Origin of the sequence: Pseudomonas serbica (genome assembly GCF_028823535.1) — a bacterium.
In the GTDB taxonomy this organism is placed as follows: domain Bacteria; phylum Pseudomonadota; class Gammaproteobacteria; order Pseudomonadales; family Pseudomonadaceae; genus Aquipseudomonas; species Aquipseudomonas serbica.
Genome location: NZ_JAQIYM010000090.1, coordinates 138,815 through 162,658, shown reverse-complemented (window position 1 = coordinate 162,658; position 23,844 = coordinate 138,815). Strand labels below are relative to the sequence as shown.

The 23,844-nt window shown below is 52.6% G+C and carries 27 protein-coding genes; 10 read left to right on the top strand and 17 right to left on the bottom strand.

Features of this window, described 5'->3' with window-relative positions; translation table 11 throughout:
• Positions 1–11: 11 nt before the first annotated feature.
• Positions 12–635, top strand: a complete 624-nt coding sequence (locus NQL71_RS31115; protein WP_274644682.1) for a DUF6904 family protein — start codon at positions 12–14, stop codon at positions 633–635.
• A gap of 105 nt (positions 636–740) precedes the next feature.
• Here NQL71_RS31115 and NQL71_RS31110 read toward each other — a convergent pair whose 3' ends face one another.
• The 3 genes from NQL71_RS31110 to NQL71_RS31100 all read right to left on the bottom strand — a co-directional run bounded on the left by NQL71_RS31110 (position 741) and on the right by NQL71_RS31100 (position 3,306).
• Positions 741–1,253: a hypothetical protein gene (locus NQL71_RS31110; protein ID WP_274644681.1), complete on the bottom strand. Its 513-nt coding sequence runs from the start codon at positions 1,251–1,253 to the stop codon at positions 741–743.
• Positions 1,254–1,766: 513 nt separating this feature from the next.
• Positions 1,767–2,039, bottom strand: coding sequence for a hypothetical protein (locus tag NQL71_RS31105; RefSeq protein ID WP_274644680.1), 273 nt, complete (start codon positions 2,037–2,039; stop codon positions 1,767–1,769).
• A 73-nt stretch (positions 2,040–2,112) separates the two neighbouring features.
• Positions 2,113–3,306, bottom strand: coding sequence for a Fic family protein (locus NQL71_RS31100; RefSeq protein ID WP_274644679.1), 1,194 nt, complete (start codon positions 3,304–3,306; stop codon positions 2,113–2,115).
• A 288-nt stretch (positions 3,307–3,594) separates the two neighbouring features.
• Between NQL71_RS31100 and NQL71_RS31095 the strand changes: the two genes are divergently transcribed.
• Both NQL71_RS31095 and NQL71_RS31090 read left to right on the top strand, forming a co-directional pair.
• Complete coding sequence (locus NQL71_RS31095; protein WP_274644678.1) at positions 3,595–4,143, top strand: hypothetical protein; 549 nt, start codon at positions 3,595–3,597, stop codon at positions 4,141–4,143.
• A gap of 178 nt (positions 4,144–4,321) precedes the next feature.
• Entirely contained in the window at positions 4,322–5,098 is a 777-nt protein-coding gene (locus NQL71_RS31090) for a hypothetical protein (protein WP_274644677.1), read from the top strand.
• Positions 5,099–5,124: 26 nt separating this feature from the next.
• On the opposite strand, the gene NQL71_RS31085 is transcribed toward NQL71_RS31090, so the two are convergent.
• Entirely contained in the window at positions 5,125–5,925 is an 801-nt protein-coding gene (locus tag NQL71_RS31085; protein ID WP_274644676.1) for a hypothetical protein, read from the bottom strand.
• Positions 5,926–6,323: 398 nt separating this feature from the next.
• Here NQL71_RS31085 and NQL71_RS31080 point away from each other — a divergent pair, with 398 nt between their 5' ends.
• A complete protein-coding gene (locus NQL71_RS31080; RefSeq protein ID WP_274644675.1) occupies positions 6,324–7,271 on the top strand; it encodes a hypothetical protein in 948 nt (315 codons plus the stop codon).
• Between the two features lie 73 nt (positions 7,272–7,344).
• Here the strand turns inward: NQL71_RS31080 and NQL71_RS31075 are convergent, their stop codons facing one another.
• The 5 genes from NQL71_RS31075 to NQL71_RS31055 all read right to left on the bottom strand — a co-directional run bounded on the left by NQL71_RS31075 (position 7,345) and on the right by NQL71_RS31055 (position 10,649).
• Positions 7,345–7,620 carry a hypothetical protein gene (locus NQL71_RS31075; protein WP_274644674.1) on the bottom strand — a complete coding sequence of 92 codons (276 nt, stop codon included), beginning with the start codon at positions 7,618–7,620 and terminating at the stop codon, positions 7,345–7,347.
• 378 nt (positions 7,621–7,998) lie between these two features.
• Entirely contained in the window at positions 7,999–8,946 is a 948-nt protein-coding gene (locus NQL71_RS31070; protein WP_274644673.1) for a metallophosphoesterase, read from the bottom strand.
• Between the two features lie 111 nt (positions 8,947–9,057).
• Positions 9,058–9,681 (bottom strand): RNA 2'-phosphotransferase, encoded by a 624-nt coding sequence (locus NQL71_RS31065; RefSeq protein ID WP_274644672.1) that lies wholly within the window; start codon positions 9,679–9,681, stop codon positions 9,058–9,060.
• A gap of 42 nt (positions 9,682–9,723) precedes the next feature.
• Entirely contained in the window at positions 9,724–10,203 is a 480-nt protein-coding gene (locus NQL71_RS31060) for an RES family NAD+ phosphorylase (protein ID WP_425520706.1), read from the bottom strand.
• Positions 10,200–10,649 (bottom strand): Xre family toxin-antitoxin system antitoxin, encoded by a 450-nt coding sequence (locus NQL71_RS31055; protein ID WP_274644671.1) that lies wholly within the window; start codon positions 10,647–10,649, stop codon positions 10,200–10,202. Before NQL71_RS31055 ends, NQL71_RS31060 begins: the two co-directional genes overlap by 4 nt.
• A 281-nt stretch (positions 10,650–10,930) precedes the next feature.
• On the opposite strand from NQL71_RS31055, the gene NQL71_RS31050 reads away from it, so the two are divergent.
• Complete coding sequence (locus tag NQL71_RS31050; RefSeq protein WP_274644670.1) at positions 10,931–11,581, top strand: HD domain-containing protein; 651 nt, start codon at positions 10,931–10,933, stop codon at positions 11,579–11,581.
• A gap of 77 nt (positions 11,582–11,658) precedes the next feature.
• On the opposite strand, the gene NQL71_RS31045 is transcribed toward NQL71_RS31050, so the two are convergent.
• Positions 11,659–12,405: a hypothetical protein gene (locus tag NQL71_RS31045; protein ID WP_274644669.1), complete on the bottom strand. Its 747-nt coding sequence runs from the start codon at positions 12,403–12,405 to the stop codon at positions 11,659–11,661.
• Between the two features lie 177 nt (positions 12,406–12,582).
• On the opposite strand from NQL71_RS31045, the gene NQL71_RS31040 reads away from it, so the two are divergent.
• Complete coding sequence (locus NQL71_RS31040) at positions 12,583–12,858, top strand: hypothetical protein (RefSeq protein ID WP_274644668.1); 276 nt, start codon at positions 12,583–12,585, stop codon at positions 12,856–12,858.
• 194 nt (positions 12,859–13,052) lie between these two features.
• A complete protein-coding gene (locus NQL71_RS31035; protein WP_274644667.1) occupies positions 13,053–14,060 on the top strand; it encodes a hypothetical protein in 1,008 nt (335 codons plus the stop codon).
• Between the two features lie 21 nt (positions 14,061–14,081).
• Here the strand turns inward: NQL71_RS31035 and NQL71_RS31030 are convergent, their stop codons facing one another.
• From NQL71_RS31030 to NQL71_RS31000, 7 genes are all read right to left on the bottom strand, one after another.
• On the bottom strand, positions 14,082–14,915 hold the full coding sequence (locus tag NQL71_RS31030; RefSeq protein ID WP_274644666.1) for a ribonuclease H family protein: 834 nt from the start codon (positions 14,913–14,915) through the stop codon (positions 14,082–14,084).
• Between the two features lie 59 nt (positions 14,916–14,974).
• The gene (locus NQL71_RS31025) at positions 14,975–16,261 is read right to left on the bottom strand and encodes a hypothetical protein (RefSeq protein WP_274644665.1); all 1,287 of its coding nucleotides are present in this window, start codon (positions 16,259–16,261) and stop codon (positions 14,975–14,977) included.
• A 116-nt stretch (positions 16,262–16,377) separates the two neighbouring features.
• Entirely contained in the window at positions 16,378–16,860 is a 483-nt protein-coding gene (locus tag NQL71_RS31020; RefSeq protein WP_274644664.1) for a hypothetical protein, read from the bottom strand.
• A 188-nt stretch (positions 16,861–17,048) separates the two neighbouring features.
• Positions 17,049–18,089 (bottom strand): hypothetical protein, encoded by a 1,041-nt coding sequence (locus NQL71_RS31015; RefSeq protein WP_274644663.1) that lies wholly within the window; start codon positions 18,087–18,089, stop codon positions 17,049–17,051.
• A gap of 5 nt (positions 18,090–18,094) precedes the next feature.
• Entirely contained in the window at positions 18,095–19,090 is a 996-nt protein-coding gene (locus NQL71_RS31010) for a hypothetical protein (protein WP_274644662.1), read from the bottom strand.
• Positions 19,091–19,213: 123 nt separating this feature from the next.
• On the bottom strand, positions 19,214–19,750 hold the full coding sequence (locus tag NQL71_RS31005; protein WP_274644661.1) for a hypothetical protein: 537 nt from the start codon (positions 19,748–19,750) through the stop codon (positions 19,214–19,216).
• A 102-nt stretch (positions 19,751–19,852) separates the two neighbouring features.
• Positions 19,853–21,340: an ATPase, T2SS/T4P/T4SS family gene (locus NQL71_RS31000; protein ID WP_274644660.1), complete on the bottom strand. Its 1,488-nt coding sequence runs from the start codon at positions 21,338–21,340 to the stop codon at positions 19,853–19,855.
• 245 nt (positions 21,341–21,585) lie between these two features.
• Here NQL71_RS31000 and NQL71_RS30995 point away from each other — a divergent pair, with 245 nt between their 5' ends.
• The 3 genes from NQL71_RS30995 (at position 21,586) to NQL71_RS30985 (ending at position 23,760) form a co-directional block, all read left to right on the top strand.
• Positions 21,586–22,374 carry a hypothetical protein gene (locus NQL71_RS30995; RefSeq protein WP_274644659.1) on the top strand — a complete coding sequence of 263 codons (789 nt, stop codon included), beginning with the start codon at positions 21,586–21,588 and terminating at the stop codon, positions 22,372–22,374.
• A gap of 72 nt (positions 22,375–22,446) precedes the next feature.
• Positions 22,447–23,160 carry a hypothetical protein gene (locus NQL71_RS30990; protein WP_274644658.1) on the top strand — a complete coding sequence of 238 codons (714 nt, stop codon included), beginning with the start codon at positions 22,447–22,449 and terminating at the stop codon, positions 23,158–23,160.
• Between the two features lie 60 nt (positions 23,161–23,220).
• Positions 23,221–23,760, top strand: a complete 540-nt coding sequence (locus NQL71_RS30985; RefSeq protein ID WP_274644657.1) for an ADP-ribosyltransferase-containing protein — start codon at positions 23,221–23,223, stop codon at positions 23,758–23,760.
• Positions 23,761–23,844 lie beyond the last annotated feature (84 nt).

Below are 23,844 nucleotides of genomic sequence, written 5' to 3'. Positions count from 1 at the left end.
GGGCTTATCTCATGCTGTTCGAGAAGAGAAAATCAAACGCCGGTATTGTGCTTTGGGGAGACATGTATGAGCTCAAGGCGCTATGGGGATTCGTCGACGACATTCAAACAAAAAGCCTTTTAATCAGGAACACCGAGGAAAGCCCGCTACTGTTACTGCTCTCTGATATCGACCAGGCGCACAGAGGTTATCGACGAAAAAGCACGCGGGACTGGTATGGTGAAGACAAAACGCCGATTTATGGGTTTGACTGGTTTTGGACAGATTTGCTTTGGCAAGCTGGCTTGTTGCGGGCCGCCATGGCTTTTATGCCGACGCTTGACCGGAATCACCAAGCAATCATGTACGCGCTTGAGGACGTCATCGAATCGTCGCTCAATGTAATGATTCCCGGCACCGGTAATAATTTCCTTGAGGTAGCCTTACGGATCGGAACATCAGGCCCTACCGCAATCTTCAAGAGTTCTGCGAGCCGTACGCACTACTTTCTGACACTAACGCCTGAACAGCGAAAGGCTCAGCTATGGGCTCTCGTGAACTCCATGGATTCGGTTTTGGCCGTCATATATCGAAATGAACTGCCAGATTTTGATGATTACAGTTATATCGATCAATACCCTCAATTCAAGTGGTAGTTGTCTGATACAAACCACTGATCGCTAACCGCACAGTGTTTCCAGGCCACAATGCGTATTGGTAGTAATAGTCATAGTGTGCGATTGATTGGGAAAACCTCGGAATTAGTTTTCTATTTCGCCACTTAAGGATAACGAGGAAAGATCGCTATCTAATTCCATGATTTTAATGATGGACTTTGGGCCAATAAACATAACAACTTTTCCATGATCCCTTGATGTTATCGCTCTAATTAACGCCATGTCTGTTTGCAATTCTTTTTTAGTGTTGATAAGCAGGTCTTGAGGGTTCTTAATTATCGTAATATCCCTTAGGCCTTTAATAACCTCCTTCCTTGTATAGTCCTCCATTTGCCCTCTTGAGCTCTTTTGGAACAGTCTGCTATAAATTGTTTTATCGGAAAATCTTACGCTCACATCAAGCTGCCCTATAAACAGACGAGAATCCGTCTTGTCGTTCTCTATATGCTCAATTAGTTTCCCTATAAATTCGTTGCGCGCTTCGGGGTTTTCACTATAGGCGAAGACAGCAAGACCCTGATTAACTCTTCCACGAGTATGTATAAAGGACACAATGCTTTCGACACTAAGTTTCTTTTCGATTACTGTCTTTTTCATGAAAAAATCCTGAGTACGGGTAGAGTTTAAATCTCTAAAATCGAAAGCCTACTACAACATGCTTCGATAGCAAAGTTTCCTCAGCTGCTTTCTCCGCTTGGCTGGCGTGACTTTACGCCATTGATCGATCACCTGGCGGTCAAGCCAGCCCCTAGGTGGATTATCTCGACAGTTCTTCTACGATTGTATGGGTCTGTGTTTCGAGCAACGAGGGTTACTATGGACAAGGCAGAACTCAGTAGGCTGCTGGAAGATAAAGTCCAGGAGAAGCTCCAGGACGGCTATACGATCACAACCTATGCACTTGATGCAGCCAGTCGTGACCGAGTAAAGCGTGGTCTCAGACCTCAGTCCCACGCCATCCACCATGACGAGGGTGACGGTGCTGCGTGGAATGACTACCTGATGCAGCTTGAAGATGGTGAACAGGTTTCGAACTCGCCGAAGTCACCGGTAACGTTGACCTATCGGGAATCTGAACCTGTTACTGCCCCTTCCAGCTCCTGCTCAGGACTATGGCGAGTCAGACGCCACTAGGCCCTGTAACTCAGGAGATATCTCTATCAAGAGTGCGTGAGGTGAGGCTCTGCGAATATCTTCCATGGCGCTTTCTATAGCTTCCCGCGCTGTTGCCGCCTCACGGATAAACTGCAAAGCCAGGTAACCTTGTTGCCCGCCCCCGACCAGAGCATCATCACAGCCTTCCTGCGCAAAGCGTTCGACAAGCGCATCAATTGCGCCGGTTTCTGGCGGCAGCTGGTATTTCAACGTGAAGCTGTGTTCCATTCCTAATCCTCCGCTCGCGGGTTGTGCTGGGTGTTTTTTTATCAAATATCTGGGAGTCACGCCGACGAATTTTCTAAGCCTGGATGCGCATGTGAAGTTCGTGAAAAATCTGCTGAGCAAACCACGCGGGCAAGCCAGGCTCCACCGTCCGTGACTTAGGGGTTGGACTCAACACAACGCCCAGCTTGATCAGCCTACTCAGCTCGTCAATCGCACCGCGTGGTGGTAGACCGGAGAACATTTTGAACTCCGAGCGTGGTAATGACCCTTGCAACAGTAGCGCGAGCACTGCTGGCGCTGTGTCAGGCCGTACCCCGGCGTCAAGGAGGCGCTCGTTGGTCTTGAATGCCCTGATCACGCGTTCGCGCATCTTCTCGCGGTTCAAGGCAGCGGTCATGTAGTCCACCTGGTCATGGCAGACGTCGAGCATGAACTCGATGAAGTTGAAGTAGTGCTTCTGTGACAGTTGCCCACGGCCATCCAAGTCGCCCTCGCGGGGCCGGTCGGCCTTGGCCAATACCGAGTAGTATTCTTGGTGCCGGCGAGCCAGGCCTCGAGACAATGACCACAGATCCGGCTGCAGGCCAATCTGCGCCAATTGCAGGTGCGTGATCATGCGGCAGACCCGTCCATTGCCATCTAGGAACGGATGCACGAAGGCCAGGCGATGGTGGTTAGCCAAGGCCGCGATGATACGCCGGCGAGGATCTTGGATGTTCCCGAATCCCCATTGCAGGTGTTCGAGCATTGGGGTTACTACGGCAGCTGCTGGCGCCAAGTGAGTACCGACCACCACTTCCTCATCGGGACGACTGCGCAGCGTGCCGGGCTCCATGATGCGCCCATCCGAAAGACGGCGACTGGCCTCATCGGAGCCCTCGAACAGCTGACGATGTACAGAGCGGATCAGATCCGGGGAGAACATGGACTTGAAATCGGTCGGGTACCGGCGTAACGCCCTCTCGTACAGCCGTTGCACATCCATGTGCTTGACCGCCAAGTCGCCCAGCTGTTGGCGCTCTCTCTTTGGGGCGTTCTGAGCTTTCTGCATCGCGGCGGGCTCGGTGTATTGACCCTCGATCATGTTCGAGTAGTAGGTGTTCGTCACACGCAGCAGCTGGGTAAGCCTGGAAGCGGTTTCTGGCGCCAGTCTGCCGGCCAGGAAAGCTGTTTTTGCCGGAAGCGTCTCGGCCCGGTCGAGCAACGATTGAGGGAGCTGATCGGTGAGGACTGGATTCAACCAGCTTTTATCGGTTATCAGGGTCATACGGGCCAACCAGGCAATCAAACATGCCACCAATTCTAGATGATATGCATCGCTATCTACACATTTATTTTCAAATATTATCTGCCTGAATGCGCCGATTTATAGGCCTTTGTTGAGTTTAACCTCCATCTTTACTACACATTTATTTTCACTTATTTTTTCAGATAACCTTCTCACAAACGGCTATCCTCTCTTCGGCGCAGTTGAAAGCTGATTGGGCGACTGCAAAACGTTTAGGCAAGGTGATCCCAGCGCCACGCTTGGACTCCAAATTGAGGAAATGGATACATGGCAATCGAAAAACAGCCTTCACAGATTTTATCGAGGCTCCAGGCCGCAGACTGGTCTGATTTAAGTAGCCTACCTCGCACCAAGGATACTGGATTCTGGCTCTATTCGATCTCGGCCATCTCGGGCCCAAGGTTCATGTTCAATATCACCACACCGCTGCTCAAGGACATCCTGTCAGGCTCTGGCAAAATTGCTGAGGTTGTCCGGCTTATGAACCCCTTGGATCTCTATGTGTCGGCTATTGCTGAGTACGACTCGAAACACGATTTTGCCCAAAAATTAGAGCTCGGCGAGCCAATGGCCTTGGCCATGACGTCGTTCGCCAGCTGCCAGAACAGCTGGAAATCATTGGTTGATGACAAAACGAATGACGAGAAACATGTCGTCGTTCTGGACTGGGAAACACAAGCAGGCCAAAGAACTGCTCAGGCGTGCTTTATCACGTCGGCAGGAAATATGCCCGACAAGGCAACGTTGATTGATATTTCGATGGCCATCTATTCAAAGCACTACGGCGCAAAGCCAAAGACAATCCTGGACGCTTGAATGTCCCTGGCGATGCCCGCCCTGGCTATGGCGAAACGCGGGGAATCCTGGCGAATCACGGGGATCCATGGCTAAACGCGGCGAAAGTGTGGCGAAACCCGGCGTTCGGGGTTTGCGGTATAGGCATCGCCCAGACCCTCGGCTAGTCTCTGGTTTTCCATGAACAAGGGACTTAAGCATGAGCACATTTGAGCGTTACCAAGACCTGATCAGCAACCCGAAGACATCGTTCTTCGGGAATCCCATGTCCAATAAGCTGCTGGTGTCGACGGAGGGTCGGTTCCAGACCTTTTACGCCCCCTTCGACCATATCAACCGTGACGCAAAGGTGGTGATCTGTGGAATCACCCCCGGCAAACAACAAGCATTGAATGCCCTGGAGGAAGCGCGCAAATCCATGCTCAACGGGGACAGTGCTGAGGTCGCCAAGCAGAAGGCAAAAAAGTTTGGCAGTTTCTCCGGTGACATGCGCCCAAACCTGATCGCAATGCTCAACCATATTGGTCTTGATGAGGTGTTGGGAATCACCAATTGTGCGGACTTGTTTGGCGCTTACAGCAATCTCGTCCATTACACGTCGGCGTTGCGCAACCCGGTCTTCCTGGATGGCGAGAATTACAGTGGAAGCCCGTCCATGGTGAAACAGCCTGCGTTGCTCAGACAGATTGAGCTGGCGCTTGTCGAAGAGATCAGACTACTCGGCCAGGATTGCATCTATGTACCGTTGGGCGACGAGGTGTCGAAGGTCTTCACTTACCTTGAAGCGAAGGGCCTGGTTAACCCCGCCCAGGTGTTGAATGGCCTGCCCCACCCTTCAGGGAATAGCGTAGAGCGAGTTCACTACTTCCTTGGGAAGAAAGAACGGGCCTTGCTCTCAAACAGAACTGACGCGGACAAGATTGATACCGGCAAGGCCTCCATCCTGGCCAAGGTGAAAGCCCTGCGGGCACTATAGATGCCATCCTTGGCCTACTTCGATAGCTACAGACTGAGGCCAGGCCATTTGCTCTGGCTAAAGTCATTGGGCAGGTTATCCAACTTCTTGGCCATATCCTGAAGATCGAGCCCTGAATCCTTGCGGGCCAGGATCGACATCCGCGTCCCAATCTCAGGATTCCACATTCCAGGCCAAGTCGGTGTGACGATGTCGTAACCCTTATCGGCGCACCAGCCGGCTTGAAGCGGCAAGCCAGAGTTGTCGTGATAGGGTTCGTTGACGATCAGAGCCGCCCCTTGTTGGGTTACCCAGACGCTATAGTGGTCGGTTCCTGGCATGCGCACTTCATATTTATGACGGTCAGTACCAATTTCCGTGGGCCATGCATTGATCCGCGCTGGCGCCGGCGTGATGTCGAGCGCCTCCATCAACATCAGCTCACGAATCGTCTGGCAGGCCCTACGGCGAGCCTCAACTTGAGTCATAGGGAACCCTGGATACATAACCTCAAGCACGTTTGGCGAAGTCATGACGAACATCCCAAGCCGCTGGCGCCGGCGACCTTTTGCTGGTGCAAGCATCTGTCCCAATGGCCGAATGAACGGGTACTCGAGGGTTTCGCTCCCCTTGAGGTTGTAACGCGGTTCATGCCAGCGGACTTTTACCCGAATCATCGTCATGCTGGCAGGCAAAACCTGCTGAGCCTTCTTGTAGCTCGAATAACCCAGCTCTTGGGCGGCTATGTCGAGTGATTTCATGTGGCCGAGGGAGCGCTCCGCTGCCAAGGTCTTGGCGCGGTTCTTTAGACCATTGAGGGAGCGAACGGTGTGAAAGGAAACAGACATATCAGCAACTCCGGTTCTGCCTGGTGAGCGCCATCCGTTAACGAGCACACAGGGGCCGAAATTGGCTGTTTGCGTGATTAATGCGATAGGAGGTGAAGCGCAGGTGTGGCGGTACCACTTTGCTTAAACGGATGAGCATGCCCCTGCAGGACGCCCATGAATATGCCATGCAAAAACTAACATTTCAAGTCCATGGCGATTACCCATGCAAGGCTGGGTGCGCTGTTGATTTTAGGGTTGACCAACCTGCCAAAAACACTTAAATTTTTGGTCGTGTTCGCCCAACCCAACCTGCCACCGGGTTAAATCGGGAGCTTTTCTGCAAGTCTGGCAACAACCCTCCGCACACAATCCTGTGATCGGCGAGTAATCGGTGGACGCGATCTAAAGGATTTGTCATGGCTCACCTAAAACTCTCAGCACCAAATCTCAAACTGCTTAAAGACCAGATACGAGACACGTACAAGATTCCGTCGTCACACCTAAGTGAAGCTCTCGCTTTGGCCCTTGGCTTTCGTAGCCACGCTGCATTGACTGCTCATGTTAAAGGCTTAACCGGTGACCCTGAACCGGTTGCCCTCTCTGACGAAATATTCCTTGAAAGGCTGGAATCGCTCGGTTCTTCGGTTGAAGGTTGGCGCGGTTTTTCCAGCTTACTGTCCTCAGCTGTAACGAGCGACGAAAAACCGAAGATCGGCACTAAGCGCAGTGGGCCGTTCAGGATGGTTTACAACTTCTGGATTGCACCAAATTTTGAGCGTGTTCTCGCCGGTAAAGTCCAGCCACCCTTCGTAAATCATGATCGGGTCGATTTTGAGTACCTGCGTTCTGTTATTGCAGACGAGTTTCGTTTTGGCTCACCGGTTGTGATTCGTCTGGCGAATGACACAGTTGATCAGGTCACTGCCCACGTCCGTGAAGCTACCAATAATCTTGAACTGATGAAGTGCCGTGACTTTGCTGAGCGACTTCTCCAAGAGGCCAGAAAGCAGCCATCTTCCATCATTGATATTAGGGGCAAATGGGCCCCACTTCACCAGCTCACTGAGCGGCGGCATGCCCCGCCACCGGTCTTGATTCCAATCGTGGTGGAGTCACACGATGCGGAAGATGGAATCCTGTGGTCGCAGCAAGCAAGAATGAGATTGGGCGTCAGGGCGGCAAACCCTGAGTTCTTCTTTAATCCAGCACATGAAAGACGCGACGATGATCATGAGGGGCATCTGACTGACCGGCTGCACAAGGCATTGGCAAAGTGTTTCAGCACACCTTATTTGCCTTACTGCTTACTTGACTGGGCAGCCTCTGATCCTCTTCCAGCTGAGTATCGAAGCGCCTTCCGGTAGCGCCTGAATTTTACTCAGCCCGACTTGGCCTAAATGCTGGGTCGGGCTAGTGTTGGCGCATCAGCCACCAAAATCAGGCCACATCCTGGCGCTCAGTTTCAATCAGGCGCCACAACTGCTGCTCGATGAGCTCAGCGTATTTCTCGGCCAGGGCAGCGCAGGCATTGCGGCCTGCATCGCTGGCCACCCCGTTCTCATCATAGACCTGGCCTGACACCACCCGAAATTCCATCTCGCGGTACCCGTAAGCATCCCAGTCGCTGGTGTCGATGCCAGGTGAGGGCTGAACGTCCTCGATGAAGGTTATTTCGCACTGCAGTACGAACTGATCAAGGTGCACCTCATACACAACGGCCTCCAGCACACCTGTAGGAATGGTGTGCTCTCAAAGGCTTGGACGGTTGGGGTCAAAGAAAGTGCACTGTTTCTCAGCCGGCTTAGAGCGCGGTATCGCCCGGCAGCAGCAATGTCTCTGGATGATTGCCGATTTCAGCCGAACAGACGCTATGGTCTACCCGTTCGCCAAAAGCCATGACTCAACTTTTCCATAACCACGTCGTGCTGACGGGTTGGATATCCGTCATCAGTGATTTCTCCACCGGCATCGAAGTGAACCTGTAGGCGGCGCATCCAGGCATCGGTAGATGCTCGAGTTGGTGGAAATCCACCCTTGCCTAAAAGTGGAGGGTTGCTGCTCAGCTTTTCCATTGGTAACAACCTTTTTATTTTAACCGAACAGGCGCTGAAGCAACTGCTTGATTTGCGTATCCGGGAAGCTGGCGCAGATCTGCTCAAGCTTGGCCGCTTTGCGATCAGCTGGCGTCAGACTGAGTCCGTGAAGCGCGTTGATGAGGCGCTGCGGCTCGGAAATGTCTTCCCGCAGGTTGAGCCAACCGGAATTGATTTGCTTGACCAGGGCGTCAGCTTCAACGCTAAGCCCCTGCGTTTCGATCAGCTTGTTGGCATGCGTCATGGTCTTCAGGTCGGCCAGGGTATGCTCAAGCTGCTGCAGCTGCTCTGTGACTACCTCAGCGCTGCTCAAGGAAACGGGCCGGCCTTCCATGTAAATAGTGTCGTCTTGCACGCAGTACAGCACCAGCGGGCCCTCTCCGCCGCTCGAGCAATCCAGCGCCAGGAAGTTGCCCAGCCTCAGAGGCCGTGGAATCCACGTGTGGCCGGTACACACACGCCATATGCCCGGTACACCCTCTCGATTGTGTTTCGAGACTCGCTGCATGCTCCATTGCGCGACGTGTTTGATTTGCGGGTCATCAATCCTGGTGACGAATTCGCTCCACTGCATACCCTCAGGCACATCCGCATGAACGACACCGACCAGACCTCGGGCTGACTGGATTTCGATAACCGTCGGCAGACTGGCCAACTTGTCGATGATCATTCCTTTGGAGCTGTCGTCGATGGTCGCCCACCATCCGGCGCCATGTGCGCTGTACCGGGCTTCCGGATTTTTACGGTAGGCATTGATCAGCATGTCTTCGTGGTTGCCGGCCACGGTGGTGAACCAGGGTTCCCCGAGCAGCTTAAGCCCGTCGAGAACGCCTGGGCCACGGTCAATCACGTCGCCGACCCCAACGAGTCGATCCACTGACGGGTCGAATCCAACGGCCTTGAGTGCCTTGTAAAGATCGGTCGTTTTGAAGTGGATATCACCCACAACAAAATCCCGGCCATATTGGTTTACCGGCAGTCTTAATACGTTCCGCTGCATGTTCCTTGGGCTCCCCGAGGCGCTAGTCCGAGCAAGGACTTAATAGCATGTATTGTCTCATTTACGGCCCGGTTCGCCTAAGAGATTGATGCCGTCGTGGAACAATTTTCTCTGTGCATCGCCCATTTCCGGGACTGGCTCGACAAGGTATTTTGTGGGAACGCTGTCCGTTAACCAGACACCATTGTCGGCCTGATAAAACTTCGCGCCTTCGCTGTGCATGTCCTGAGCATTAACTTCCAGGGTCACCGGGAACCCATAGCGCTTACCCACCGAAGTGGCGGTCTGCCTTGATTCAGAGAGGTGCACATGATGACGTGATCCAGGTAATAGACCCTGCGCCCGAATGGACTCCATGAAACGTCTTGCGGTGCCGTGGTACAGCACGGCAGGCGGCGTCTTCTCCACATGATCAAGTTTCACTGTGGGTGTCGAATGGCCCTGAGCGGCTCGAATGCGCAAGCCGTCCTCGGAGATTGAAAACCGTTTCTTGTCGTTGCCGTCGACGACAGTTCGCAGCAGTTCAACGTCCAGTGCTCTGCCGTCCTTCACGGCGCCGGCAATCAACGCATCGATAGAAACCCAGCCCTCACTGTCCAGGCTAAGGCCTACCGCCTCAGGCGAGTGGCGCAGCACGTAACTGAGGAACTTGCTGGTCTCGGTAAGCTTATTCTTGCTCATCTAAAAATCCCTATGGTGCAGCTGCAAGCCTACCGGTTCCCGTTAGGATGGCCGAGGCAACAGCCGTTGATCAAACTTGAATTCCACCGGCTTGGCTTTCGTCACGACGGCGGCGAAGGCCGGGTGGTTGATATTCATGAGATAGTTCCAGGACATCGGCACGATCACACTCGGAACGGCCAGGGCCAAACTGACACCCGACTCAATCCATTCATCACCGAAGCTAGCCGTTTCCTGCGGCGCCGGCTCCGCTCTCCAATTCGCAGGCAGGCTTTTATCTTTTGCTCGCAAAACTAGGTCAGCTGGCAGCTCGATCTCGTACATCGCGTAGGATTGCATCACATCATTGCTGGTCAAGTGAACGAGCACCTCCAGCACAGCCAGTGACGGGGTGTCGGCAACGTAAACGCAAGAGATTCCTTTGCTGTTCCAACGCCCCCCGTACAAATTGGCGCCTTCGCCATCAAAAGCCGAGTTTGCCCAGCGTTTCTTTACGATTCGGTACGCTTTGATATCGCTCAAACGACAACCCCATGCTCAAGGCGGCCAATCAGAGAGAGCACGGCCTGGGTTTCTACCCTGGTGGCCAGCATGCTCACCGGCGCCTTACCGCCCAGGCCTCTTACCGGTGTCACCATCCATTTCCTGGTGGCATCGATGTCGCCTTCAAACAGAACCTGGGCAGCGTGAAAGACCTCGGCAAAGGCGTACAGCCGGTCGCTTTCTTCAGCTGAGAATTTGCCTGCTTTAGAACGACGAGCCAGTGTGGCCGGCGCGATGTTGGCGTGCAGGCCCAGGGTCTTCTTATCGAGCATCAACACGGAGGCAATGCGATCATAAACGGCGTATGGCAAGCCATCGTGTATCGCCTGATACAGTTTTGGGCCACGAGACGGTAGACCCAGGGCTTGCCAGATGTCGTTGTTGGTCACTGGATTGGGTTCGTAGTCTTTAAGTTGCGTCTGCATGGCGAAACCTCCATTTGATATTTGAATACTATATCAAATGAGATAAGCCAGCAATGGAATCCAAAGGTGCCGAGCGAGGAGCGATTAGATCTGTATGGTCGTCCTCTGCTGCCTTGGCAGCCTGCTCGGCTCAGCCCGCTTAGTCGTGTACGTGGTGCAGCAACAGATTCAGTGAGTGCTGCCCTCCCCGCGACCGCTGCAATTAAGCGCCGAAAACCGAATCTGTTGCCATACCGGCCTTGAACCTCACTTATACTGGAGATTCAATGTGAGGTGCATCGATGAATGTAAGCCAGTTAGAAGAGCGGCGCTGGAATGAGCTTTGGTCTTCTTTGGGAGCAAAAGCTCCGCAGGGCAGTTTCAATGAGCTCGTCAGGCTCTATAGCGAGCCACACCGCCGATACCACAACACCAGCCACATCCTTGCGGCTTTGAAACACTTCGACACCCTGAAGGGCCTTGCAGAGCGTCCTGACCTCGTTGAGTTTTCCCTCTGGCTACACGATGTAGTCTATGACCCGCGTGGCACCGACAACGAAGCCAAAAGTGCTGACCTTGCCGAAAGCTATCTGCTGGCTGCTGGTTTAGGAAAATGGGTTTCAGAGGTCAGAAGACTCATTATCGCCACGGCCCACACGGCTGCCTGTGAAGCGGATGACGCAGGGCTCGTGGTCGACATCGATCTCTCGGTTCTGGCGCTTGATTCTGCCAGCTACGCGGCCTACACAAGGGCTATACGACAGGAGTACCAGTGGGTTCCCGAAGAGGCCTTCCGAGCAGGACGTACCAAGGTGCTGCAATCATTTCTGGCGATGCCTAAGCTGTACTCACACTCGACGACCGTTACGGCCTGGGAGGATAAAGCTAGGTCAAACATAAGCGCTGAATTGACCAGCATCGAGCCTGGTCTGACCAGCTCGTTTGATATGTAGCGGTGCTGCAGTAAAACAAAAAAGCTGCCTATCGGCAGCTTTTTAACTCACGAGGTCTTAGGATCCCCAATCTGGAATCAGTATTCGCCGGGGCTCAAGACACGGTAAGAAGGCTCTTTTTTGACCTCAACCGTCGCTTCTTTCGTTGAATTCAGTTGGAAGTTGATTCCATCTTTTGACTGATCAGTTTTCAGGCCTTCTCGAGCCAACAGGTACAGAGCCCCACCAACACCTACGGCAGCAGCAGCACCGATGGCCAGAGTTGAAGTTCCAGGATTGGTTACCAGGCTTGGCATGTCAAAGGCGATGCGGGCAAGGCCAATACCACCAGCGGCGACTGCCGAAACACCAGCAGCCTGCACAAACTTGCAGGTAGCCCTGGCGAGGAAAGAAGGTTCGGTATCCTCGTTCAGACCGTTCATTCTCTCGTTGAGCGCGTTAGTGGCTGTTTCCCCTTCCTTGACAAGGCCTATGGAATGTCCAACTTTAGACGCGAAGTCAGTGATACCGGCCCCAAAGTTTTTGAATTTCGTGCCGAGCTCACTGATGTCATTGTGAGTCGTAGCGGTGGCAATACCCCAGAGGGCCGAGGTTCCGGCGAGGAATGTTCCAGCATCGGTAAGCGACTGCACGTTCAAGGCCATGTCAAATACGGGCTTGATGCTTGAGCCATGAGAGATTGCCATCACATCACCCCCTAACGCCTTGCCAGCGGCCCATACAGCTCCAGCAGTCACCGCCATAAGCACTGGTAAAACCATGTGCCCAGCGATCAAAGAAACCATCTCAGATGTTTGAGTTTTACCGTCAGCTTTAGTGATCATGAACTAGCCCTGCGCTCTTATAGTTTTGGCTCATTAGGTAAAGCATCTCACGGCATCAGACATGTTTTCAATCAGAAACACACTGACGTATTGTCAATTTACTTCAATTAATCTACTGTTCAATTCTAAATAAGAGCATCGTCACAATGGCGAAGTGATACTTTAGTTGGGTCGTGTATGAATTTTGCTGAAGAGCTGGAAAAGATGTTTGAAAGGGCCAGAAACATTGTTACTGAGCTCTCTGCTTTGACCGAAAAGCCCGGCACCCTTGACGATGAAACCCAGCTGGTGGTGCTGTCGTTGATTGAGATGATCGGTTCAACGTTCATTATCCTGGGTCAGGAACTCGAAGAGGTTAACCAGGAAGGCGTCAAAGAAGCCTTCGACACCGCCCAGAACCTGCATGAAAGAGCGCTCCAAATTCTCGCCCAGCATGCAAAGGCTACCGCGTAACACAGCACCTGGTTTTACTTGAATTCCCCTATCCGGCACGTGGCCCCACCACTGCCGGTTTCTTGCGTCTTATGCCTTGTATTTTTGAAAAACAGAATGACTTCAGTCCTGGCCCTGGAGCGTACAAGATTGATGGTTGTTCGTCTGAGAGGATAAACTCAAGTCATGACTTCAGTTTTGCCCGAGGGTTGAGCATGCCGCAGAATCCATGGTTGTTACATAAGAAAACGCGTCAATACGACAAGCCATTTCAGCTGGCCACAAGCGAGGGTGAAGTGATTGTCGGGAAATTCACCGATCCTGAATCTCCCAATCAGCCTTTTGGGCATGTGCTTGAAGCTCGTGGTTCAGCCGGCCAAGACTATCGGTGGGTCTTCAATAGTGTGCTGACTGATATCAGTATGAGCATGATCCTGAAGGGTCTCAAGCTCGACCCTGAGTTTCGCAAGCAATTTGCCAAGCCTGACGCCATCGTCTTGCACGACACCAGGGTTATCGCTGACGCTGTGCAGTCGGCCTTCGGCGATCATGAAATTCTTGATCCTGGTACCGCCGAGCCAACAGCCCATTCATGGGAGCAGAATACTTCCGTCGTTCTGAAAGAAAAGCCGCCCAAACCGTTTACAGACTTCCTGAGCAAATTTCCGGGTATGAAGCTGACCAAGGCCAAGGGTGGGTTCCACTTAATGGTCACGAGTGCGATGGGTCACGCCAGCGAGGCCAATCAGGTTTTTTTGACCGTCTTGTCCGATTTTGCCAATGGTGTATTGCTTGCGCCTAAGGCTTATAAATACGACAGAAAAACCATCAACACAAAACCGACTAGGCCGTCGCTGCCGCAAGCACAAAAATCACAGGTGAAAATCGACCTCGAGCAGTCCATTGAGAAGATCAACGCATCCGAGAAGGAAGCGGCGACCCTGCTGATCGAAAAGTTGAAAGCTGGGCGTGATGAATTTACGACGATGAAAGCTGATGCGCTGAAAGACAAGATAGAGCCGGAAGAGCTGAATCGAATTCTGACCAAGTTTCATGTTGGGACGCAGTTCGAAACTAAAAAGCGGGTGAGCCAAGCCAGTCAGTGTATGCGCTGGCGCTTGCGGGGACTCTCCCTCGACCAGGCGATGCTAAAAGTGGATTTTGAGGCAAAATCCGACGCGTTTTTTGCTGAACGCAGTACGAGCCTTAACGCCTTCAATTGATCCGCCAATGGCCTGATCGAGTTATGGGGTCATGCTCTCTGAGGTAGGGTGCCAATTCTTTAGCTTTGGGTTGGCATTATGAATCTCGTTTCTGACCTCCCTGCCCCGTCCTTTGTTGAACACCAACTTATACCGATGACCACCACGCTCAAGCAAAGTGGTCAACTCATCGACTTTGTCCTGGTTCAGCGCCTTGCCATTGTTAAGGCCGATTTGCCGGTCTGTAATAATGGTGATGCTGGAAGGTTCCTTCAACTCTTTGACACCCTCGATGAGCCCCTGGATGGCCAGTCTGTTTGCATTGGTTTTGGTCAGGATCGCTGACAGGTGCAGTGAGCGTTCTTTGTCGTCGACCTTTACATGGTAGGTACCGGTTTGCGAATGGATGTCATAGGTTCCAATCGACAGCAGTCTGACCTCGCGCATACTCGTGCCCCTCTTAGTCTCCCCGGTCAGTGATGCGACCAGTCTGTCAGCGTATCCCACGATGGATCGTAGCGGCTCCCCTCTCACCATCGCAATTGCCGCACGGTGATAGCCATCCCAGAGCTTGGCGCCGGCATGCGCGACACCGACGATGACAGGCTCACTGATGCCCTTTTCGATCATGGTTTGGTACATCTGGCCGCGAGGGTTTCCAATAGAGTTGAAGAACTCGATCTCTTCCAAGATCCATGCACAAGCACTTTCCCTGGACTCAAACGCATGGATCTGCAAGGGATCTATGGACTCAAGCTTCCACAAGCCCTGTCCAGGTTTGAAAAAAGATGACGACCCATCGTTATGGTCTTCGAAGTGTTCTGCAGCGTAAGCCTGAAGCTGTTCGGCACTCAGGGATGCCCAATCTGTATTCACGCAGCCACCATATTGTGAAAACGGCTGCCTGGGCAGCCACGTATTATTTTGCTTCACGACTACAGGCTTGGCCCATCTGATGGGTAGATGGAGAAATCGTGTTTCTTAATCTTGTCAGGGCCGTTCAAGGCCTCCACGACCTGACGCATTGGTAGCTGCTGGTCGAAATCCAGGTACATGGCAGTTTTCAGCAATATCGTGAGGTACACGGAGGCTGGATCGTCAGCATCTTCGATCTCCTCGATGTCAGGAACATCCTTGGCGAGCGTCTTTTCCAGCCACAATGGGTGTCCAGAACGCTCATTCATGATGTCCATGCTCTCACCGCAGCTGACATCTAGCATCATCGCCCCAAGCACGATTTTTGAGTCTTCAAAATGCTGAATCAGCATTTTCTGAAGGCAGAAGATACCTTTCTTGTAAACTTCGCGCTGCTGAGTGGGCATTTCACGGAGCTCATCTTCGAAAGCAACTCCAGCGCGCCTGAGCTTGTTTTTCTCATGGCTCAAGACGCTCGTGAAATCGCTCAAGAAAGACGTTTTCATGTATTGGCCGTTCCGTGAAACGACGTTGATGTCTGCGGTAAATTTTCGAATAGACAGCAAGTGAGGGTTAGCCAAAACTTCGGCAATTTCCTTAACTTTATTTGAGCAAGCTCTTCCCGTAGGAATTTGATTCGGTTCGTTATTTAGCAGTTCAGTTAGGGTCTGACGACTTTTTTCAGTTGGCTTAAGGACGTCGCTGTCATTCAGCTGAATAATATAGGTTTTGAAATCGATCCAGGTTTGCGAATTCTGGCCATTAGCTTGAATTACATTAGCTATATCAACTATCACATCAGAGTTGCGATTAAGAACATCGTCAGAATAACCGAGAAGCTTCTCCGGAGCACGTAATGCTAACAAAGCAGCTTTTCGAACACCCCAATCATCACCGGCAACATCAAGAATCATGTGGTCTTGCTGGGCAGTGAAGCCCTCCTTCATGCCGGAAATAACTTCACGCTTAGTTGATTTAAGGAGTTCCCAGACTTTTTCTAGACCTTCACCAGCGCCTGCATGCACGTTACCTGCTACCGTTCCAAGCGCTTGCAAGAACCCTTTAGCAGCCTCGGCGCCATGCGGCAGGTTATGGATTGCTTCAAGCGCCTGATGACACGAGCCACTCGTCTCAATAGCCTCATTCGTCAAGTCTTCACATAACTCGAGGAAGTCACGTGAGTTGATTTTCAGGTGGCTGTCCCAACCTTCAAGGTAAGGGTGCACTTGCGGGTACTTTTGCTGGTCAGTGATCAAGGTTTCAATGGTGAGAAAGTGTTCTGCAAGCTGCTCAATTGGTCTAGCCACAATGATAAATCCTTGAGTGTTTCTCCCATGATAAACCCTGAGTAAGTCATTGGTTAAGTCATTTCACTGGAACACTCTTAAGTGACCCAGCACCACATAAAATCGAATCAAATCGCCTATGGAATAGCTACAGCCGGCGCAGGCAGATTACCGATGATCGGCAGCAGTTTCAGATACTGATCGATAGTCGGCAGCTGAAGCGGAACGGAGGCTGGATCGATATTGAGTCCGCTGTCCTTAAGGCGAAAGCGCACCGCTGCCCTGAACGCTTCTACATAGCCAAAATCCTTCAGGCTGAATCTCACTTTCTGCCAGTTGGTTCCGTCGTGTGTGCGGGAGACAAAATAGGCCACGGTGCCCTCAATGGACAGAGACACGCCCGACAGGCTGCCATTGGGTTGACGACTCTTTATCCTCAGATTTGGCTTGTCCTTATGGCGTGGGCCAATCCCGTGTTCTTTATACAAGCTGTCCCGGTAGTCCAGTGCCGCGAAGAGCGCGCCCCGCTCGCCATACTGGCTCTTCGAGAACTCACGACGAACACCGAAGCGAACCATGCGCACCGAGTACCCCAGTTCAAGGGTGATGATGTAGCTCATGTCGTACTTCGGGGTCATAACATGCTCGGTCGGTCTGAAAAAAGGCCGGCATTGTACCCACCATTGGCGATCATTCCCATGACCGAGGTGCTGAGTGGCAATCTTGTTGAGGTGGGACGCTGATTTGGAGGCAAAAGGTAGATTTGGAAGCAAAGCCAGGCTCATCGAGAACCTGGCCCCTCCCCGGCTTACTGAACTTCTTTTAAGAAGCTGCCATCGATGGTGAAGTCAGCGATCTTGGTGTTTTTCACCATGCCGCCGAACGCGTTCTTTCCCCTGAAGGTGGATATGACGCGAATGTATGTGCCCTTGTCGACGTACTTGGTTTCGACGTGGTCGTAGCTATCTGGATCATTCATCGCGTCCTTAATCAGACGCTCAAATTTGTAATGTGCGCCCGACCAGCCGCTGAATTGTCCTTCGATTTTCTTCTGTCGCTCGGCTTTGGCGGTTGCAGCAGCTTTCTCTGCAGCTTCTTTGGCGTACTGGGCATCCCGTACTTTCGTGAAGCGCTCGAGTTTTTGCTGATACGACTTATTCGCCGGTTCCAGTGCGACCAGTTGGGTGTAGATCATGATCGCCTGGGTGTAGTCAGTGGCCGAGACCGACGCAAGTTGCCCGGTGAGAGTGGCGACTTTAGCCTGGCGGGCCTTTTCAGCCTCGGCGCGTTCTACTTCATCCTTCAGAGAAACGTAGCGATTCAGGATCTGGTCAAACTCAGGGTCTCGAATCGCAAGGATGAATCGATCTCGGATCGCCTTTGCCGTCGCCAGGTTCTTACCGTCTACCGCCGTGGCAAATTCCGCAAGGACTGCATCCCGATGTTCGGCAAAGTAGGCCTTGGTCGAGTTCAACTGAGCTTCTGCCTCTGCCGTACGCTTGGCTTCAGCAGCTTGCGCATCCGCCAGGGCTTTGATTCGGGTTTCTTCCGCTGCGTCTGCGGCGACCCTGGCCGTGTGCTCATATAGCACGTACGTCGAGCCCGCTAGCGCGAGAAGAACGATTGCCACGCGAATCTGAAGAGGATCATCGGCGGAGAGCCATGCCAGGATTCGAGCGAACCCATACGGGCTCACCACGGCGCCGAACATGATCAACATGAGGCCGGCGATCCAGCTCTCCTTTATGACCATGGCGCCAAACACAACCAGGGCGAGCGTTACCACCCACCACAGGCTGTTGAGCTGACTGAATGGCTGGGACGAGGTTACAGGTATCGATTTAGCCATGTCGTTTACTCCTTGTGATCCAGGGTGGCGATACCGCAGTTCAGCTCAAAGCCTTTACCGGTGGCCCAGACGCTTTTGCTGAGGAACAGGCGGTAACCTTCGAATTCCACTTCAAAGGGCTTGCCCTGGGCTATATGCTTGACCAGATCGGCTGGCGCCTCTCCCACAAGGTTGCTGACCATCTGCGTGCACATCGTACCAAGGGTTTTAGTGTCTTTAGCGGCGTTGGCGGCTTGGTTTACGTTGAGCATGATTTTCACGCGGGTGACTTGGGTGCTTGTACCCCGGCCATACAGTGCAAGGTTATTGGGGAGCCCGGCAGTGCCGAGTTCCTTGTAAGGGGTTGCACAGGAGTAGACGTCGTCTTCGAGCAACGAATATCCGCTAGGGTTAACCTGAAAGCCGGGCACTTCGGTCAACGCGTTGCAGGCGTCCAATGGTGTGAATGGCGACCCAGCTGCGGCGTATGTAGGTTGGCCAGAGGTTAACAGCCCAATCGCCAGAATAGTGGCAGCCAGGCGACTGATCAGTACCTTACCAGGCTGGTACTTCGGTTCGCCGGTAAAGAATGCGACTGCATCGGTGTCACTTTCTACGGAGCTAATCAGTGTTTTGATGTCGTAGCTTTCAGGCAAGAAGGCCTGAGCAGCCAGGTCTTTGACGAAGTGGTCACAGAAAGTCGTGAAGGAAGTACTCACGGCTTGCGAGCCTTTCACACGAGAGCGGGTTTTGGGCGAAAGCGACTGGAGGACGATGTTAGTGACGAAGGTCGAAACGGTTTCGCACCAGGCTGATTCGTCGATCATCTTGAAGCCTTTGTCGACGATGCCGCTGTTTCGCTTAGCCTTCAACTCTTCGAAGTGCTGCTGGACTTGCGCAAATGTTACTTTTGCAAACTCCGCATAGTCACTGTGGCGTACCCAGCGCAAGTAGTAGCCGCGATAGAAAATGAACGTGAATACCGCCCACGCCAAGCACAAACCAACCATGGTCGTCTTCATAAAAACACCTTGCTCCTGATCCCCGAAGTAGGCCTAGTGGCCAAAGGCATCCACCATGAACGCCGAGGTGATCAAAAGCAAGGTTTTCGACTTAAAAGAAAAGAATTTATGTCTGATCGGGCATTAATCGAGTTTGATTTTCAGTGCTTCCTTCGTAAGAAACCCGTCAATCTTCGGTTCGATATTTTCGCCGGTAAGTGCGTAATAGGCCTGGGCTTTGGCTCTGGCCGCGTCTTTTATTTCATTCAGACCTTTGACTGTGGCGTCGGCTGAAAACTGATAAGGCATTCCCGAGTTGAAGATGATCTCGTCTACTTCTTCGACGAGGTTGTCAGCTAGTTGGTGTTCCGCGTTAGTCAGTAGCTTTGGCCTCTTCGACCAACGATACAGGCGTTCCTTGCGGCGTTTTAAGCCTCCTCCGATAGCGCTTGGGACAAGAATGGCCAGGATCATCATCAAGCCCATTGTTTGCGCCCAACCGCCTTTTGCACCCAAAACGGCCATGCACAAGCCGATAAAACCGATGGGCCAACGCAGGTCTTCCGACCCTTCGGGGTAGCCCTGTGGTTCGTACATGCTCTCCAGTAGCGAATGAACAACAATCCCAACAATTGCCAAAACTATCAGGCACAGCTGCCAGGTTTTCAGATCTGCAAACATGATTTCCGTTGCTCGGTAGTCAAATTGAAGTGAACCATCGGGTCAGTCGCTCTGAATGCGCCGCAGCGTATTCCCGGCGCATCCACAGCGACAAGCAGATTGTTACTCGTCTGCTGTGGCTGCCAGCGGGTGCTTGTCGTGAATATCTGTCCCCACCATGAACTCCGGCTGAGGCGGCAAGCCCAGATGCTTCCGGGTGAATTCATCACATTCCTGCAAGCTGGTGATCTGGTCTACACGGGTTTCAAGATCATAAAGGTCAACCTCCCCACGGAAAGCCTTCATCAGTCCGTGCTCAAGGGCAACGTGGCCACCCTCGTTACGGTAGTGAGCAAAGGCAGCCACATCGTTGCCATCCTTGAAGTGCTGGCGCATCACGGCGTCTGGCTCAATCACTTCAGCCGCCATAGTGAATCCAGTAATTCCAGATTCGCAGTAGGAGCAACCGGCTTCATATCGAAAGCGTAAACCCTCGATGGCCTTGGGTGTTACGTACCGGTGGATGCGCTCAACCATGTCACCTTTGTAGTCGCCCATAGCCTTTAACTGATCAAAATCAATAGCGCAATGTGGGCATACAACCGGCAAGAGGCTCTGGTACATGAGCGTCGATAGCACGTCACTGTCACCAAGATGTTCGTCGGTGACGCCGAGCGTGCGCAGTCGAGCGACGATATCAATTGCGCTGGAAGCATTCACGCTGGTGCTGACCAGATGACCGCTGCTGACTAGGTGTAACATCAATTCCGCGCTGGTTTCGTCCTTGAGCTTGCCGCAGAGGGTAATATCAGGATCAGAACGCATTGCACTGCGCACTGCTGCTTCAAACGGCGAGGTTGATTTGCATTTTTCCACTGTCGTGCCGGGAGTTTTTGTCGAATCGCGCTTTCTTGCGATCACCTGACGCATCAAAGCTAATTGGGTCAGCGACTTCCGAGAATATGACCCCGACATGATGACGACGCCTTTTTCCTTCTCAATCGCCTGGCGGACGGTTTCAATTTGAGCCGGTGTATAACCGAGGTCATTCAGGTTTGCAGGTGGGCCTATTCGCCGGGTTTTCCGTGCCAAACGGTGAATGGATTCATCGTTCATGTGATCCATCGGATCGTTTACAGGCACCCACTTGTACGACAGGCACTCATCGGTATTGATCTTTACAGCCTCAACCTTGCTGGCCTCAAGGGCATAACGTACATCGATATGCCAGTGAGCTGGTTCGTTCTTCTTCTCGCTGGCTGGAATCCGATGAATGTCGATGTCGAAGATGCCGTCGACCAACTGCTTCAAGTTGTGGAGCCCGACTTCCTCGCCCACTTCTCTCAAGCAGGCCTGCAGAGCAGTTTCGTTTGCATCTACGTGCCCACCAGGAGGGCAGAATTTGTTGTACTTGGCGTGTTCAATCAGCAGTGCGTGCGTCCCCTCCTCGTTGAGGATCCAACCTGACGCAGTCACGTGAGCCAGCGATTGGCCGCGCTCAAACAAATCACCGTTGCCAGCAATCAAGCATTTGAGAATCACCGAATTTTTGGTGGACGGGTTCTGTTTAAGATAAGCAGAAAGATCTTCGCGCATCGCCGATTGAATCATGGTTCGCTCCTGGTGAATGACGCCCAATCCTATCACTGCGTTTTATCCACGCCCACAAATATATAGCGTAAATTGCCACGCATTAGACCTGATCACTCTTGCGCAGGAAGGATGGATGTCTACCTCCAAGAGTAGAAGACAACGATCTAATTTTCTATTCCTTCTTGATCCTGGAACCTTCGTTTGCGGGCGTCTGCCGGCCACTGGTAAGCTGAAACGAGATGAACTGAATCAAGGGATATCCAATGAACAGACTCAGATACGTCCTCCAAACTTTCGGCGAGATGCTGTCTGAAGGTCGGGGCCACATGGATTCACTGAAGCTCCAAAGTACTGGTGAGTTTCATACCCTCTCCTTCGCGGAAAGCACGTTTCCGGAACCGAGGTCAGCGGCTTTCAAGGCCTTCGAATTCAAGGCGAAGGTTGTTGAAGGCGAATCGCCGGCGAAGACTCTCTTCCGTGAGATGGTGACTGCCCCGGAGAGCGTCTACAAGGTGGCCAAGCTGTTCAGTACCTACAATCTGCACAGACATGTGCGCCTTTTGTTTGAAGACATCAAGGAAGTCCAGCAGCTTCACAAAGGCAAGCTTGGCCTGTTCGATGCGTTCACCAAAGAAGGTGGCGATGACATTGAGGCCTACTTTGTTCGTCCGGAGTGTGCAGATCGACATCCAGACTTGTTCATGAAGGCCCAGATTTCTCCGAATCAGGCCGTCGTCGACAAGCTGACCGCGTTGGGGATGTACAGGAAAGTGGCGTTGATCCCTGCCCTCTCTAACGTTGCCCCGGAGGATGTGGCAGAGCACGTTTATTCCACGCTTCAGAACGAGCAATTGAGCTGGAAAGACAATTCAGACATTATCACCATGACCGACTTCGCTCGCTCAATGGGCGTGGGCGATGTGTTGTTGTTCGGCAGTAATGCGCACCTGGTGAAGGGTTCAGGTTTCGAGAAGCTTTCCGGCTTCTGGCCAAGGGAGCCTGAGGCTGAGGTCGCCAGGCATGATTGGGGCCCTGAAGGCCCTAGCATGTAAACAGACACAGCAAGTGCCGGCCTGTAGGTAGGCGCTCTCCATTTAAACAAGAAACCACTAAGGGTCTGATCTGTGAAAATCACCATCCCGAAGGATTACCACCAGGCCTTTCAGGCCTCGATCCTGATCGCGAAACTCATCGAACAAGGCAAGTTTACCGCCGCGTTTGATTCGATCAGTTTTTCGGAAGAGGCGAAGATGAACTCCATTGGGTGGGGCTCAGACCTTTCCAAGCGCAGGGAAATTCTTCAGCGGTGTGAAACACTGCTCGGGCTGCACGGTTACAAGCCCGAGGAGGAGAAAATCGCGCTGCTTGATGCTTTCGCCGCCCAGGTGTCCGACAAGGATGCATCAGTAATTGTGCTGACCGTGACAGATAAGGAAGCCCAGATCCTGGCCGATGCGCTTGAGTCGTACACCCGGCTATCTTTGGGCCAAGTTGATGAAGCGCTTGATGACTTTTCATATGGGACAAAGCCTGGCGTGAGTCGTCAAGACAGCGAAGTGATCAATGAGATGCGCTTGCTGGCAATCACCACCGGTGGCGCTTCCTTCGGCATCACCAACAGCCTGCTTCCTGACGATGCGCGAACCGGCTGGATGGCGAAAAAGGTGATCGACTATCACCTCGCGTACAAACATCGTCCAGAAGGTGGTGTGGGCTTGCGCTACGACAAGCCGATGAGGATTGGTAGCTGTTCTGACCAGGACATCACCATCGACGATCCAGAGTTGAACCACACCCGCAAAATCGTTCACGTCACCCCTTCAGGGCCGGCGTTCTAAAATTGATTCACCTTCGGCTCCATCAACATACTGGTTAAAACCCTGTTGATGGATCCCCTTATGGAAAACCGAGAAACCTGGCTGCGCCAGACCAAACTCATTGGCCTGGACGGCGAGCCGCTGGTGCTTTACCACGGCACCCGATCCCTCGAGCCATTCAGCGAGTTCAGGCCATCCGTGTCTGGAGCCCAAGGCCCCGGTATCTACATGGCCGATGAGCCTGGTCACTACGGCGTCCGGACGATGCGGCTCCATGTCCGGATGACCAACCCCTTCTACTTCTATCCGTCCGACGAATCCCTTGAAGCTGACATCAACTGTGAGCTCATTGAGCAAGTGCTGCCTGCCGATATCGCATCAATGGTGATTGAGCGGCTCGACCGCGATGGCTATAACCACTACGGCACTGAGGTTCAGGATGCCCTCAAAGCGCAAGGATATGACGGCATTGTGATGATCTATCCCTTTGGCGAGCCCAAGCTCCAAGATCAGCCTGGCTCGGCGGTTGTCATTGCTTTTGATCCCAAACAGATCCTGATCCTCCCTGAGAAAGCGCCGGCGCCGTTGCAGGAATTGGTAGACGACTCCCCTGCCCCTTGAAACCTGCTCATGGTTTTATCGTGTGTTATTATCAAACATGCAACGCCAATAATTACAATAAAAACAGGCAGTTAGCTATCGTGA

What these genes read in the sequence shown, in the direction of transcription:
- NQL71_RS31115 (WP_274644682.1), top strand. Translation starts at nt 12, where the DNA reads ATGCTGTTCGAGAAGAGAAAATCAAACGCCGGTATTGTGCTTTGGGGA.
- NQL71_RS31110 (WP_274644681.1), bottom strand. Translation starts at nt 1,253, where the DNA reads ATGAAAAAGACAGTAATCGAAAAGAAACTTAGTGTCGAAAGCATTGTG.
- NQL71_RS31105 (WP_274644680.1), bottom strand. Translation starts at nt 2,039, where the DNA reads ATGGAACACAGCTTCACGTTGAAATACCAGCTGCCGCCAGAAACCGGC.
- NQL71_RS31100 (WP_274644679.1), bottom strand. Translation starts at nt 3,306, where the DNA reads ATGACCCTGATAACCGATAAAAGCTGGTTGAATCCAGTCCTCACCGAT.
- NQL71_RS31095 (WP_274644678.1), top strand. Translation starts at nt 3,595, where the DNA reads ATGGCAATCGAAAAACAGCCTTCACAGATTTTATCGAGGCTCCAGGCC.
- NQL71_RS31090 (WP_274644677.1), top strand. Translation starts at nt 4,322, where the DNA reads ATGAGCACATTTGAGCGTTACCAAGACCTGATCAGCAACCCGAAGACA.
- NQL71_RS31085 (WP_274644676.1), bottom strand. Translation starts at nt 5,925, where the DNA reads ATGTCTGTTTCCTTTCACACCGTTCGCTCCCTCAATGGTCTAAAGAAC.
- NQL71_RS31080 (WP_274644675.1), top strand. Translation starts at nt 6,324, where the DNA reads ATGGCTCACCTAAAACTCTCAGCACCAAATCTCAAACTGCTTAAAGAC.
- NQL71_RS31065 (WP_274644672.1), bottom strand. Translation starts at nt 9,681, where the DNA reads ATGAGCAAGAATAAGCTTACCGAGACCAGCAAGTTCCTCAGTTACGTG.
- NQL71_RS31055 (WP_274644671.1), bottom strand. Translation starts at nt 10,649, where the DNA reads ATGCAGACGCAACTTAAAGACTACGAACCCAATCCAGTGACCAACAAC.
- NQL71_RS31050 (WP_274644670.1), top strand. Translation starts at nt 10,931, where the DNA reads ATGAATGTAAGCCAGTTAGAAGAGCGGCGCTGGAATGAGCTTTGGTCT.
- NQL71_RS31045 (WP_274644669.1), bottom strand. Translation starts at nt 12,405, where the DNA reads ATGATCACTAAAGCTGACGGTAAAACTCAAACATCTGAGATGGTTTCT.
- NQL71_RS31040 (WP_274644668.1), top strand. Translation starts at nt 12,583, where the DNA reads ATGAATTTTGCTGAAGAGCTGGAAAAGATGTTTGAAAGGGCCAGAAAC.
- NQL71_RS31035 (WP_274644667.1), top strand. Translation starts at nt 13,053, where the DNA reads ATGCCGCAGAATCCATGGTTGTTACATAAGAAAACGCGTCAATACGAC.
- NQL71_RS31020 (WP_274644664.1), bottom strand. Translation starts at nt 16,860, where the DNA reads ATGAGCTACATCATCACCCTTGAACTGGGGTACTCGGTGCGCATGGTT.
- NQL71_RS31015 (WP_274644663.1), bottom strand. Translation starts at nt 18,089, where the DNA reads ATGGCTAAATCGATACCTGTAACCTCGTCCCAGCCATTCAGTCAGCTC.
- NQL71_RS31010 (WP_274644662.1), bottom strand. Translation starts at nt 19,090, where the DNA reads ATGAAGACGACCATGGTTGGTTTGTGCTTGGCGTGGGCGGTATTCACG.
- NQL71_RS31005 (WP_274644661.1), bottom strand. Translation starts at nt 19,750, where the DNA reads ATGTTTGCAGATCTGAAAACCTGGCAGCTGTGCCTGATAGTTTTGGCA.
- NQL71_RS31000 (WP_274644660.1), bottom strand. Translation starts at nt 21,340, where the DNA reads ATGATTCAATCGGCGATGCGCGAAGATCTTTCTGCTTATCTTAAACAG.
- NQL71_RS30995 (WP_274644659.1), top strand. Translation starts at nt 21,586, where the DNA reads ATGAACAGACTCAGATACGTCCTCCAAACTTTCGGCGAGATGCTGTCT.
- NQL71_RS30985 (WP_274644657.1), top strand. Translation starts at nt 23,221, where the DNA reads ATGGAAAACCGAGAAACCTGGCTGCGCCAGACCAAACTCATTGGCCTG.